The organism is Ruegeria sp. AI3 (assembly GCF_056541245.1).
Genome location: NZ_JBQFYA010000003.1, coordinates 155035 through 167347 on the forward strand (window position 1 = coordinate 155035; position 12313 = coordinate 167347).

General features: G+C 58.7%; 12 protein-coding genes and 1 riboswitch. Of the genes, 11 read left to right on the plus strand and 1 reads right to left on the minus strand.

The features are described from left to right. Position 1 precedes the first annotated feature (1 nt). The 11 genes from miaB to cmk all read left to right on the plus strand — a co-directional run bounded on the left by miaB (position 2) and on the right by cmk (position 11642). Positions 2 to 1324, plus strand: coding sequence for a tRNA (N6-isopentenyl adenosine(37)-C2)-methylthiotransferase MiaB (miaB, locus tag ACRZ95_RS06780; RefSeq protein ID WP_170676937.1), 1323 nt, complete (start codon positions 2 to 4; stop codon positions 1322 to 1324). Positions 1325 to 1494: 170 nt separating this feature from the next. Continuing rightward, positions 1495 to 2247: an outer membrane protein gene (locus ACRZ95_RS06785; protein ID WP_170377673.1), complete on the plus strand. Its 753-nt coding sequence runs from the start codon at positions 1495 to 1497 to the stop codon at positions 2245 to 2247. A gap of 122 nt (positions 2248 to 2369) precedes the next feature. After that, positions 2370 to 3392: a PhoH family protein gene (locus ACRZ95_RS06790; RefSeq protein WP_170676938.1), complete on the plus strand. Its 1023-nt coding sequence runs from the start codon at positions 2370 to 2372 to the stop codon at positions 3390 to 3392. Between the two features lie 34 nt (positions 3393 to 3426). Further along, a complete protein-coding gene (ybeY, locus tag ACRZ95_RS06795; protein ID WP_170676942.1) occupies positions 3427 to 3921 on the plus strand; it encodes an rRNA maturation RNase YbeY in 495 nt (164 codons plus the stop codon). Between the two features lie 36 nt (positions 3922 to 3957). Next, positions 3958 to 4839 carry a hemolysin family protein gene (locus ACRZ95_RS06800; protein WP_170640489.1) on the plus strand — a complete coding sequence of 294 codons (882 nt, stop codon included), beginning with the start codon at positions 3958 to 3960 and terminating at the stop codon, positions 4837 to 4839. Beyond that, entirely contained in the window at positions 4836 to 6341 is a 1506-nt protein-coding gene (lnt, locus tag ACRZ95_RS06805; RefSeq protein ID WP_170676944.1) for an apolipoprotein N-acyltransferase, read from the plus strand. Before ACRZ95_RS06800 ends, lnt begins: the two co-directional genes overlap by 4 nt. Before the next feature lie 41 nt (positions 6342 to 6382). Further along, a riboswitch (SAM-SAH riboswitch) is annotated at positions 6383 to 6431 on the plus strand. A gap of 5 nt (positions 6432 to 6436) precedes the next feature. Continuing rightward, a complete protein-coding gene (gene metK / locus ACRZ95_RS06810; protein ID WP_170555632.1) occupies positions 6437 to 7618 on the plus strand; it encodes a methionine adenosyltransferase in 1182 nt (393 codons plus the stop codon). Positions 7619 to 7726: 108 nt separating this feature from the next. Next, on the plus strand, positions 7727 to 8440 hold the full coding sequence (trmB, locus tag ACRZ95_RS06815; protein ID WP_170555630.1) for a tRNA (guanine(46)-N(7))-methyltransferase TrmB: 714 nt from the start codon (positions 7727 to 7729) through the stop codon (positions 8438 to 8440). A gap of 85 nt (positions 8441 to 8525) precedes the next feature. Then, positions 8526 to 9599: an amidohydrolase family protein gene (locus ACRZ95_RS06820; protein ID WP_170676946.1), complete on the plus strand. Its 1074-nt coding sequence runs from the start codon at positions 8526 to 8528 to the stop codon at positions 9597 to 9599. Positions 9600 to 9684: 85 nt separating this feature from the next. Beyond that, a complete protein-coding gene (gene aroA / locus ACRZ95_RS06825) occupies positions 9685 to 11031 on the plus strand; it encodes a 3-phosphoshikimate 1-carboxyvinyltransferase (protein ID WP_170676948.1) in 1347 nt (448 codons plus the stop codon). After that, complete coding sequence (gene cmk, locus ACRZ95_RS06830; RefSeq protein ID WP_170676950.1) at positions 11028 to 11642, plus strand: (d)CMP kinase; 615 nt, start codon at positions 11028 to 11030, stop codon at positions 11640 to 11642. Before aroA ends, cmk begins: the two co-directional genes overlap by 4 nt. A gap of 23 nt (positions 11643 to 11665) precedes the next feature. Here the strand turns inward: cmk and ACRZ95_RS06835 are convergent, their stop codons facing one another. Continuing rightward, positions 11666 to 12142 (minus strand): YHS domain-containing (seleno)protein, encoded by a 477-nt coding sequence (locus ACRZ95_RS06835; protein ID WP_170676952.1) that lies wholly within the window; start codon positions 12140 to 12142, stop codon positions 11666 to 11668. Positions 12143 to 12313 lie beyond the last annotated feature (171 nt).

Below are 12313 nucleotides of genomic sequence, written 5' to 3' on the forward strand. Positions count from 1 at the left end.
CATGTCTGAACCCAAAAAGCTGTTTATCAAGACCTATGGCTGTCAGATGAATGTCTATGACAGCGAGCGTATGGCCGAGACCTTGGGCGGGCAGGGATATGTCGAGACCAAGTCGCCAGACGATGCAGACATGATCCTGCTGAACACCTGCCATATTCGAGAAAAGGCCGCCGAAAAGGTTTATTCCGAACTTGGCCGGTTTAAGGGTTTGAAGGCGGAAAAGCCCGACCTCAAGATCGGGGTGGCGGGCTGTGTTGCGCAGGCCGAGGGTGAAGAGATCATGCGCCGTCAGCCTCTGGTCGATCTGGTGGTCGGACCACAAAGCTATCACCGTTTGCCGGAGATGGAGGCCAAGACTCGTGAAGGTGCCAAAGCTCTGGACACGGATTTCCCCGAAGAGGACAAGTTCGAAAAGCTTAAGAACCGTCCCAAAGCCAAACGCGGCCCAACGGCGTTTTTGACGGTACAGGAGGGTTGCGACAAGTTCTGCGCTTTCTGCGTTGTGCCATATACCCGCGGGGCCGAGGTCAGCCGCCCGGCCGACCGCATCATTCGTGAAGCGCAGGATCTGGTCGAACGCGGCGTGCGCGAGATCACTCTGCTGGGTCAGAACGTCAACGCCTATCACGGTGCCGGCCCCAATGGAGACATGACGCTGGCTGGGCTTATCTGGGAATTGAACAAGGTCGACGGGCTGGAGCGTATCCGTTTCACCACCTCGCATCCCAATGACATGGCAGATGATCTGATTGAGGCGCATGGTACCTGTGAAAAGTTGATGCCCTACCTACACTTGCCGGTGCAGGCAGGGTCGGACCGGATCCTCAAGCGGATGAACCGCAGCCATACGGCGGACAGCTATTTGCGCCTGATCGAGCGTATCCGCGCTGCGCGTCCGGATATCGTGATGTCGGGGGATTTCATCGTCGGCTTCCCGGAAGAAACCGAAGAGGATTTCCAGGCGACTTTGGATTTGGTTGAGCAGGTCAAATACGGCTATGCCTACTCGTTCAAGTACTCGACCCGTCCGGGGACTCCGGCGGCGGAACGCGCCCAGGTTGACCCGGCGGCGGCGGATGACCGCTTACAACGCTTGCAAGCTCTGATCACCAAGCATCAGCGCGAGATTCAAGATTCCATGGTCGGTCGCACTGTCGGCGTTCTGTTTGAGAAACCCGGGCGGCTCGAAGGGCAAATGGTTGGAAAATCGGACTATCTTCACTCGGTGCACGTGGTTGGGTCTGACCTGAACGTGGGAGACCTGCGGAAGGTGCGTATCGTGAAGTCTGGCGCGAACTCTTTGGCCGGGGAACTGTTGCAATAAGGTGGTTCTTTGCGGGCACGTCGTGCCAGTACGAATATATCTAAAATTTACCCTTGATTTATGAATTGGAACTATGTTCCGAGAGGAGCCAAGTTTTCTGATGGGCCTCGACCGCGTGCGGAAGGTTTGTTTTTGCCGATCACGAAAGTGGCGTCGATGGAGGGTATTGAGTGGTGGTTCTGAAGTGCAAAGGTCTCTGGTCTGTGTCGGTCGCAACTTTAGTGGCTTTTGGGGCCAGCGCGACTTGGGCGAGCGATCAAACGGGGGACATATCTGATCCCGAAGTGATCAGCGACAAGCGCTTCAGCGACGATGTCAGTGCCTTCTATCTCGGTGTGACGGCAGGGTATGGCGGTGGGGGCGATGATCGGTTCGGTCTGACCACGCCAACCGATACTTTCGCAATCGGCGATCAGGACATCAGCGGAACCTATGGCGGTGTGCGTGGCGGCTGGCGGGGTGTCCTGCCGGCTCGGGGCGGTCGTGACTATGTTTATGGATTTGAGCTGGGATATGATTTCGGATCGCTGGACGACAGTGTTTCCACTGTAGTCGGCTCTGAGACGGTTCAAGGCGGGTCAGAAGTCTCGGATATTGTCACCTTGCGGTTTCGGAATGGCCTAACCAACCGCAGCGGGCGAATCCTTTACTTCGTCAGTGTCGGTTACCTTTGGGGTGACGTAGAGACCACAAACAGTATTTCGTCCACCACTGGCACACAGTCATTTGAAACTTCGGATCGCCGCAACGGGTTCTCGCTCAGCATTGGTGCGGAACATTATCTGACGGAAGACTGGTCGATCACAGGTGAGTTTGAATATGTCCAGTTCGATTCCAAGGATATTGAATTCTCTTCGGGTTTTTCGACAAAATCCACACCGAACTATCGCGGTCTGAGGTTCGGTTTGAACTACAAGTTCTAAACCGGGGCAAAGCGCCCGATCGGCGCTTTTGTCATCGCCGAGCGAATTTTTGAAACTGTGGCTTGCACCTGGTCCGAGTTCTTGTCTACGCTCAAGGTGAAACGCCAAGACAGGAGAACGGATTGGCCATCGGTGCCCTTACCCCACCGCAAAATGAGATGCCCCAGCGCGAGGCATTTGTAGAATTCCCCGACAACCGCTTGTTGATTGATTTATGTGGCGAATATGACCGCAACCTGACCGAGATCGAACAGAAGCTCTCGGTCCAGATTGTGCGCCGCGGCAATCAGTTGGTGGTGATGGGCGAAGAGGATTCGCAGAAAAACGCTATCGAGGTTTTGCAAGCCCTCTACACCCGTCTGGAAGGCGGGCGCGAGGTTGAAGCCGCCGATGTGGACCGGGAGCTGCGCATGGGCGGCTCAGAACAGGGGACTGGCAGTCGGGACGGCGACCAGCTTGAGATGTTCAAGGGTGGTACCGTTGAAATCAAGACCCGCAAAAAGCTGGTCGAACCCCGCACGGATGCGCAAAAAGCCTATGTGCAGTCGCTTTTCCAGAATGAACTGGCCTTCGGAATCGGCCCGGCGGGTACCGGTAAGACATATTTGGCCGTTGCCGTTGGCGTGTCGATGTTCATCGGTGGCCATGTGGACCGCATCATCCTCAGCCGTCCTGCGGTCGAGGCCGGGGAAAAGCTGGGTTATCTGCCGGGCGACATGAAGGACAAGGTCGATCCGTATATGCAGCCGCTCTATGACGCGCTGAACGACTTTTTGCCCGGAAAACAGCTCGCAAAACTGATCGAGGAAAAGCGAATCGAGATCGCTCCGCTGGCGTTCATGCGAGGGCGGACGTTGGCCAATGCTTTTGTGGTGCTGGATGAGGCGCAGAACGCGACGACCATGCAGATGAAGATGTTCCTGACCCGTCTGGGCGAGGGTAGCCGTATGGTTATCACGGGTGACCGGTCTCAGGTCGATTTGCCGCGTGGGGTTCAATCTGGGCTGGCAGATGCCGAACGGCTGCTGAAAACGATCCCGAATATCAGCTTCAACTACTTTACTTCGAAAGATGTGGTGCGGCATCCGCTTGTCGCCGCAATCATCGAAGCGTATGAGGCCGATTCAGGGCGCGAGACAGGATAACTCAAGGTCCAACGTCAGGCTTTGAGGCGACAGGATGAATCTTGAACTCACCGTGGAAGACGACCGCTGGCAGGGGCTGGAGCCTCTGTCTTCGCGCGCGGTTGAAGCGGTTCTGCACCATTGTGGGCTGGATCCGGATTTGTGTGAGGTCAGCCTGCTGGCCTGCGATGACACCCGAATTGCGGAACTGAACGCCGAGTTCCGGGAAAAACCAACACCGACGAACGTTCTGAGCTGGCCCGCCGAAGACCTCGCAGCGGATGTCGCAGGTGAAACCCCCGAACTGCCGGAACCCGATTTTACCGGCGAAATTGCCCTCGGGGACATTGCGATCTCATACGAGACTTGCGCGCGCGAGGCGGCTGAGGCGGGCAAATCCATGTCTGATCACGTGACGCATCTGATCGTTCACGGAACGTTGCATTTGCTGGGGTATGATCACATTCGTGACCCCGATGCGACCTTGATGGAAGGGATTGAGGTCAAGATACTTGGCAAACTGGGTATCAATGACCCATATAATAGGTGAAGCGGGTTATTTCACCCGATCAATTGGAAGAGGACAATGGGCGATACAGACGGCAGTTCTAGGGCGGCGCAAAGCGCGCAGTCTGAGAATTTGGACATTGAAGAGAAAAGCGGTTTCTTTTCGCGGATTATGGATGCCATCTCAGGGGCCGAAGAGGAGCAAAGCGCTCCGGTCAACGGGCATGAAATAGCCGACAATCAACATCGCGGCATGGTTAACCTGCGTCGCAAGCGGGTTGAGGATGTCGCCATTCCGACCGTTGAAATCGTCTCGGTTCCCTCAACGATTTCCAAGGATGAACTGGCTCAGGTCTTTCGCGAAAGCGGCCTGTCGCGGATACCCGTGTATGAAGGTACGCTGGATACGCCGCTGGGTTTTGTCCACCTAAAGGACTTTGCTCTAACCCATGGGTTCAATGGTGGCGGAGCCGAGTTCGACCTGACCTCGATGCTGCGCACGCTGCTGTTTGTGCCGCCCTCGATGCCTATCGGTGTTTTGCTGACCAAGATGCAGACCGAACGCCGTCACATGGCGTTGGTGATCGATGAATATGGCGGCGTTGACGGATTGTTAACCATCGAAGACCTGATTGAGCAGGTCGTCGGCGAAATCGCCGATGAGCATGACGCGCATGAAGATCAGCTTTGGCTGCAGGAAAAGCCGGGTTGCTACGTCGTTCAGGCCCGCGTTCCGCTTGAGGATTTTGAGGCCGAGATCGGACGTTCTCTGACCAGCCACGAGGATGTGGACGAGGAAGAGATCGAAACTCTGGGCGGTCTAGTCTTCATGCTGTCGGGTCGTGTTCCGGCGCGGGGTGAGGTTGTACTGCATCCCGAAGGCCCGGAGTTCGAGGTGATCGATGCCGACCCGCGCCGCATCAAGCGTCTGCGCGTCATGTTGCCGGACGTCGCTGCATGATCCCTGTCCGGGGTTGGCCTTTCTGGCTTAGACTTGGTGCCGCAGCTGCCTTGGGGGCGCTGGGCGCTTATGGCTTGGCGCCGTTTGGCTACTGGCCGCTGACGCTGATTGCGCTGACCCTAATTCCCGCGTTCTTTCTCGCCTGTGAAACCCGCGCGCGGGCCGCGTGGTTGGGCTGGGCCTTTGCCACCGGCTACTTCGCCCATGCGCTGAGTTGGATCATCGAGCCTTTCCAAGTGGACGCCGAGCGCCATGCGTGGATGGCTCCGTTTGCGCTGGTCTTCATGGCTGGCGGACTGGCGTTGTTCTGGGCAGTGGCATTCTGGGCGGCGCGGCGGGTTGAAGCTCCGGCCGCGCGGCAGGCTGTGTCGCTGGCCCTGACATTGTCGCTGGCTGAGTTTGGACGCGGTTATCTTCTGACCGGCTTCCCCTGGGCCGGGGTTGCGCAGGTCTGGGTCGACACACCGGTTGCGCAAATTTTGTCTTTGGTTGGTCCCTATGGGCTGGCTGCGCTGACCTTCGCGGTAACGTTTTCGCTTGGGGCTGCGATGGCGCAACCTGTGGCTCTCCGCTCGCTTTTGGTTCCGGTCGTTGCGTTCGCAGGTGCCACGGTTCTTGCCGTGGTCTACGCTTCCGGCAGACCGACCATTGAATATGGCGAAAATACTGTCCGATTGATCCAGCCAAATGCGCCTCAGCATCAGAAATGGGATCCTGCATACGCGCCCCTTTTCTTCGCTCGGCAGATCGAATTCACCGCGGCAGAGCCACGTCCCGACCTGATCGTCTGGCCCGAGACTGCAATTCCGGCGTGGCTCAGCAGCGCCGATCCTTATCTTGAGGCCGCCACGGATGCAGCTCAGGGCGTTCCGGTTATTCTGGGCATTCAGCGAGGGGACGGCCCTCGCATCTACAACTCGATGATCTATCTCGATGAGAACGGGCAGCAGACGGGTCTTTATGACAAGCACCATCTGGCCCCGTTTGGCGAATATGTCCCGTTCGGAAACCTGATGGCCCGTTTCGGTATTCACGGCATGGCCACAACGGCTGGTCATGGATTCAGTTCGGGGCCGGGGCCTGCAGTGATGCAGGCGGGCAAGCTGGGGCAGGCGCTGCCGCTGATCTGCTACGAAGCCGTCTTTCCCCAAGACGTAAACGGCGCGCCGGAACGCGCCGATTTCATCTTGCAGATCACCAATGATGCGTGGTTCGGAACCCGTTCCGGCCCTTACCAGCATCTTGCCCAGGCCCAGATGCGGGCGATTGAGCAGGGGCTGCCACTTATGCGGTCCGCCAATACCGGCATTTCGGGGATGATCGACCCTTTGGGGCGGATTACCGCATCGCTTCCTTTGGGGCAGGCCGGGTTTGTGGACGCCGATCTGCCGTTGCCTCTTGCGCCGACGATTTATTCCCGCATGGGGGACCTGCCCGTGTTCGGGGTCTTTCTCTTGTTGGCCGTGTTGCTATGGCGCATGCCGCGGCCGCGCAGCGCCTAGTTTCCGATTGACGCCATTTCGCAAGGCGCGTATGCCCTTGGTGCCTGTCACAACGGCTTCCTGGCGTGGCAGAGGAACTTCAATGGAGCACATTTATGTCCCGACAGAACTACACTTTTACTTCGGAATCGGTTTCCGAAGGGCACCCGGATAAGGTCTGTGACCGGATTTCGGACGCCGTACTCGACGCATTTCTGAATGAAGAACCCGAAGCGCGCGTGGCGTGCGAAACCTTTGCTACGACCGATCGGGTCGTCATCGGTGGCGAAGTAGGTCTGTCTGATCAGGAAAAGCTGCACGACTATATGGGCCGCATCGACGAGATCGCGCGCGCCTGTATCAAGGATATTGGTTACGAGCAGGACAAGTTTCACCACGAAACAGTCGAAGTGACGAACCTGCTGCACGAACAGTCCGCTCATATCGCTCAAGGCGTTGATGCCTCGGGTGATAAGGATGAGGGTGCGGGCGATCAGGGCATAATGTTTGGCTATGCCACCACGGAAACCCCTGCGCTGATGCCGGCCCCGATCCAGTATTCGCACGCGATCCTCCGTCGTCTGGCTGAAGTGCGTAAAAACGGCAGCGAGCCTGCTTTGGGCCCGGACGCGAAATCGCAGCTGTCCGTTGTTTACCGCGATGGCAAGCCGGTTGGCGTCAGCTCGATCGTTCTGTCCACGCAGCATCTGGATGAAGCGCTGACCTCGGACGACATCCGTGCGATCGTCGAGCCCTACATCACCGAAACCCTGCCCGAAGGATGGCTGAGCGCTGATACCGAATGGCACGTGAACCCGACCGGTAAGTTCGTGATCGGAGGCCCAGACGGAGATGCGGGCCTGACCGGCCGCAAGATCATCGTCGACACCTATGGCGGCGCGGCCCCTCATGGCGGCGGGGCGTTCTCGGGCAAAGACCCAACCAAGGTGGACCGCTCGGCAGCTTATGCCGCGCGCTACCTAGCCAAGAACGTGGTCGCCGCCGGCATGGCAGAACGCTGCACCATCCAGCTGAGCTATGCGATTGGCGTCTCTAAACCGCTGTCGATCTACGCCGACACCCATGGAACCGGCCAGATCGCGGACGCCGTGATCGAAAAAGCTGTTGGTCAGGTCATGGATCTGACGCCGCGCGGCATTCGTGAGCATCTGCAACTGAACAAGCCGATCTATCAGCGCACCGCAGCTTACGGTCATTTCGGCCGTGAACCCGCTGCCGATGGCGGCTTCAGCTGGGAACGCACTGATCTCATCGACGCCCTAAAGGCGGCGGTCTGATCCAAGACAAAAGGGGCGCGTCTCGCAGGATGCGCCCTTTCTCTTTTTCGAGATGCTCCGAGGGTCAGCCCCTTGTCACAAGACGCGCGCCACAGTAAGGGCACCGCCATGAGCAACCAGACACCCCAACGCCCCCGCAGAAACTTCTATGGCCGCTTCAAGGGCAAAACCCTGAAGCAAAGCCAGAAGACGTATCTGAACGAAGACCTCGATGCCCTGTCCCCCGGTGCTGTCGATTGGGAGACGAACCCCGAACGCCACCCGCTGGACCTCGACGCGCTGTTTGGCGGCAAGGATGTCTGGCTTGAAGTTGGCTTTGGCGGTGGTGAACATCTGGTGCATCAGGCATCGAACAACCCCGATATCGGGATCATCGGGGCCGAGCCATACATCAACGGCGTTGCCATGCTGCTTGGTAAGATCCGTCAGGCTGGGGTCGAGAACCTTGCCGTGCATCCCGGCGATGCGCGCGACCTGTTCGATGTGCTGCCCGAGGCCAGCATTTCACGCGCCTTCCTGCTTTATCCCGACCCGTGGCCCAAAACACGCCACCATCGCCGCCGTTTCGTGACGCCCGAGCATCTTGAGCCTCTGGCTCGTGTCCTGAAGTCCGGCTCGATCTTCCGCGTGGCCACAGACATTCCCGATTATGTACGCCAGACGCTTGAGGAAGTACCTCGCGCTGGTTTCGAATGGTTGGCTGAACGCCCTGCCGATTGGCGCGAGCCTTGGGGCGACTGGATCTCGACCCGCTATGAACAAAAAGCCCTGCGGGAAGGGCGGACACCGCACTATCTGACCTTCCGCCGGACGGAAGCCTGACCCGTTTCAAATTTCTGTAATCCTGCACGCTATGCTAGGCTGTGCGCGTTACGCGTTTTCAGCATAGCTTATTTCAAGGATTACGATGTCTGATATTCGGATTACCAACTGCCACACGCATCTGTTTCACTCGCGCCATGTGCCCGAGGACTATCCCTATCCGGCGCTCAAACCGTTCAAGAAGATGCCATGGTTGATCAAGGCTCTGGCTTTTGGTGCCAGACTGATCGGCCAGCTCGGCGTCGCCGATAAACTGGATCGGCTCTATCGCTTTCAGCAGGAGACGGATGAAGGCAGCCAGCGTGAGATTCTGGATAACCTGCAGCGACATTACCCCAGCAATACCCGCTTTGTCGTTTTGCCGATGGATCTGTCGGCCTTTGGCTTCGGCGCGCCTGAGGTGCCCCTGCGCGACCAGCACGACGAACTGGCGCAGTTGGCCACTGACCCTGAGGTTGGCACCTCGGTGATTCCCTTCGCAACGATCGACCCGCGGGCTGATCCCAATGCCACAGAGCTGTGGCGCGCCATTGACGATCTGAGGTTTCGGGGGGTCAAGCTCTATCCTCGTTTGGGATTTGCACCGAATGACCCGGCTCTGATGCAGCATGTCTATCCGCGGTTGCAGGATGAGAACCTGCCTGTGATGTCGCATTGTTCGCGTGGCGGGGTTCAGGGGCGGTATCTTTCCGACTATTGGGCTGACCGCTATACAGAGCCTGAGGCGTTTATTCCGGTGATGCGGGCCTTTCCTGACCTTCGGATCTGTCTGGCACATTTTGGTGGGCAGCGAGACTGGCATGCCTACGTCAATCCCGATCACAGCGACCCTTTGGACGATGCATTCAACCGGAATTGGCTGAGATCCATCCGCACGATGATCGGCAGCGGAGACCACGATGGCCTGTGGACGGATATCTCCTACACTCTTTTCCAATTCGAAGACTATGCGCCGTTCCTGCGTTTGTTCTTGATGGGCGAAGATAAAGAAAGCGAACGCCTGCGGTCGCGCGTTTTGTTCGGCTCAGACTACTACATAACCCGGCAACAGGCATTGTCGGAAAAGGCGGTCTGTATCCGGTTGCGCAACGTTCTGGGCGAAGAGATCTTTCGCCAAATCGCCGAGGAAAACCCGGCAAAATGGCTGGGAGAGAGCTGAGAGGCACCCATCCCCTCATTGCCGCTGGACCAACTGGTCCCAATTCGCTAATCGGCATGGACTGATAGCGAAAACAGGAGCCCCCATGTCCGGACACGGCACGCCCATCCCGATGACCTCGCATCCCAGCGGCCCGTTGAACGGAACGGCTGAGGTGCCCGGCGACAAGTCGATCTCGCATCGGTCGCTGATCCTTGGCGCGATGGCGGTTGGGGAAACCAAAATCTCGGGCCTGCTTGAGGGCGAGGATGTTCTGGACACTGCCAAGGCCATGCGCGCATTTGGGGCCGAGGTGACGGACCATGGCGGCGGTGAATGGACAGTGCATGGCGTGGGTGTAGGCGGCTTTGCCGAACCCGATCAGGTGATCGACTGCGGCAACTCGGGCACTGGCGTGCGGTTGATCATGGGCGCGATGGCAACCTCTCCGATTACGGCGACCTTTACGGGTGATGCCAGTCTGAACAAGCGCCCGATGGCGCGGGTTACCGATCCGCTTGCGCTGTTCGGCGCGCAGTCGGTTGGCCGTTCGGGCGGGCGCCTGCCGATGACCATCGTGGGCGCGGCGGATCCGACCCCGGTCCGCTACGAGGTTCCGGTTCCTTCGGCGCAGGTGAAATCAGCCGTTCTGCTGGCGGGGCTGAACGCCCCCGGCAAGACTATTGTTGTCGAGAAAGAAGCCACCCGTGACCACTCGGAACGGATGCTGGCCGGTTTCGGGGCCGAGATCACGGTTGAAGATACGGATGAGGGCCGCGTGATCACGCTGACCGGTCGACCCGAGCTGAAACCTCAGGTGATTGCCGTGCCGCGTGACCCGTCGAGCGCAGCTTTCCCGGTTTGCGCGGCGCTGATCACCCCCGGTTCGGACGTGCTGGTGCCGGGCATCGGTCTGAACCCGACCCGCGCAGGCCTCTTCACTACTCTGCGTGAGATGGGCGCGGACCTGACCTATGAAAACGAACGCGAAGAGGGCGGTGAGCCCGTTGCCGATCTGCGTGCCAAATACTCGCCCAACATGAAGGGGATCGAGGTCCCGGCCGAGCGCGCAGCCTCGATGATCGACGAATACCCGGTTCTGTCTGTGGTGGCGGCAAATGCGACCGGTACTACGATGATGGGCGGCGTGAAAGAGCTGCGCGTCAAGGAAAGCGACCGGATCGACGCGATGGCGCGCGGCTTGCGGGCCAACGGCTTGACCGTGAATGAAGGCGACGATTGGTGGTCGGTCGAAGGGCTGGGCATCGGCAACGTCCCCGGCGGCGGCACCTGCGAAAGCTTTCTGGACCACCGGATCGCGATGTCCTTCATGGTGATGGGCATGGGTGCGAAAAAGCCCGTCTCGGTCGATGATGGCGGCCCGATTGCAACCTCGTTCCCGATCTTCGAGCCGCTGATGGCCTCGCTGGGTGCCAAGGTCGAACGGACATGAGCTTTACCGTCGCCATTGATGGCCCAGCGGCGGCGGGCAAGGGGACGATCTCAAAAGGCGTCGCGGCGCATTTCGGGTTTGCGCATCTGGATACGGGGCTGTTGTATCGAGCGGTAGGACGGCGCGTGTTGGATGGGGTTGATCCCGTCGCGGCGGCCCAAGCTCTGACCGCAGAGGAACTGGAGCAAGGCGATCTGCGCACGGCTGAGATCGCGCAGGCGGCGTCAAAAGTTGCGGTCATCCCTGAGGTACGGGCCGCGCTGGTCGATTTCCAACGCGCCTTTGCCCGACGTTCGGATGGGGCCGTATTGGATGGGCGCGATATCGGGACGGTGATCTGCCCCGAGGCTGAGGTAAAGTTGTTCGTCACCGCCAGCGCGGAGGTGCGGGCTGAACGCCGGTTTTTGGAACTTAGCGCCAAAGGGTCTGATGTAACGCGTGATCAGGTCCTGGCCGATGTGCGCGAACGGGATGCGCGCGATGCGGAGCGTAGTACCGCCCCCATGAAACCCGCCGAAGACGCCGTTCTGCTGGACACGTCCGAACTGAGCATCGACGACGCTCTGGCAACGGCCATCGACATCATCAGACAAAAAAGACCCGCAGCGTAACTGCGGGCCGTTGTCTGAGCGGATCAGAGTTCGCCGACGGCGATGCTCTTGATGTTTGCCCACTGGTCATCAGCGGTTTTGGCAGTGCCAACCACGTCTTTTAGAAACGCGGCGCGGGTTTCTGCGTTCAGGAACAGGAACAATTTGCCGTCCACGATCAGGTATTGATCCGGGTCACCGTCAAACTTCTTGCCGACCGAAACTCCGAATGAGCAGAAGCCGCCGTGCTGGGGTAGGTAGGCTGCTGGGTTAGCCTCAAAGGCCTCGCGGTTTTCGGCCGTGGTGAAGTAGTAGGACGCGCCATCATAGGTGGCCGAGTGGGTGGCAAAACCCTCGACCGGGTTGCCGCTGTTGACCAGCGCGACCAGATCCACCCCATGCGCAGCAAGCGGCGCACCAGCCGCCGAGATGCCTTTGGAGACATTGATTTCATCCGCAGCAAAGGCCGGGACCGACAGGGCAAGCGCAGCAACAAAAGCAGTGAAGACGAGCGATTTCATTTGGGTCATCCTTTCATTTTCATATCCGGGCTGAGGTATCCCTCCGCCGATGTGACAAAGTTAGGACAGGTGTTTTGTACGCGTAATCGCAGATAAGCCATGAAGCTGTGCAGATCGTTCAAACATCTGGATTACACGCAAAAACACTTCACACAGCTTTGTTTGGCCAGT

Bases quoted from the DNA above. Each gene is read 5' to 3' on its own strand.
- miaB (WP_170676937.1), top strand. From the start codon at position 2: ATGTCTGAACCCAAAAAGCTGTTTATCAAGACCTATGGCTGTCAGATG.
- ACRZ95_RS06800 (WP_170640489.1), top strand. From the start codon at position 3,958: ATGGGCGATACAGACGGCAGTTCTAGGGCGGCGCAAAGCGCGCAGTCT.
- ybeY (WP_170676942.1), top strand. From the start codon at position 3,427: ATGAATCTTGAACTCACCGTGGAAGACGACCGCTGGCAGGGGCTGGAG.
- lnt (WP_170676944.1), top strand. From the start codon at position 4,836: ATGATCCCTGTCCGGGGTTGGCCTTTCTGGCTTAGACTTGGTGCCGCA.
- aroA (WP_170676948.1), top strand. From the start codon at position 9,685: ATGTCCGGACACGGCACGCCCATCCCGATGACCTCGCATCCCAGCGGC.
- ACRZ95_RS06820 (WP_170676946.1), top strand. From the start codon at position 8,526: ATGTCTGATATTCGGATTACCAACTGCCACACGCATCTGTTTCACTCG.
- trmB (WP_170555630.1), top strand. From the start codon at position 7,727: ATGAGCAACCAGACACCCCAACGCCCCCGCAGAAACTTCTATGGCCGC.
- metK (WP_170555632.1), top strand. From the start codon at position 6,437: ATGTCCCGACAGAACTACACTTTTACTTCGGAATCGGTTTCCGAAGGG.
- cmk (WP_170676950.1), top strand. From the start codon at position 11,028: ATGAGCTTTACCGTCGCCATTGATGGCCCAGCGGCGGCGGGCAAGGGG.
- ACRZ95_RS06835 (WP_170676952.1), bottom strand. From the start codon at position 12,142: ATGAAATCGCTCGTCTTCACTGCTTTTGTTGCTGCGCTTGCCCTGTCG.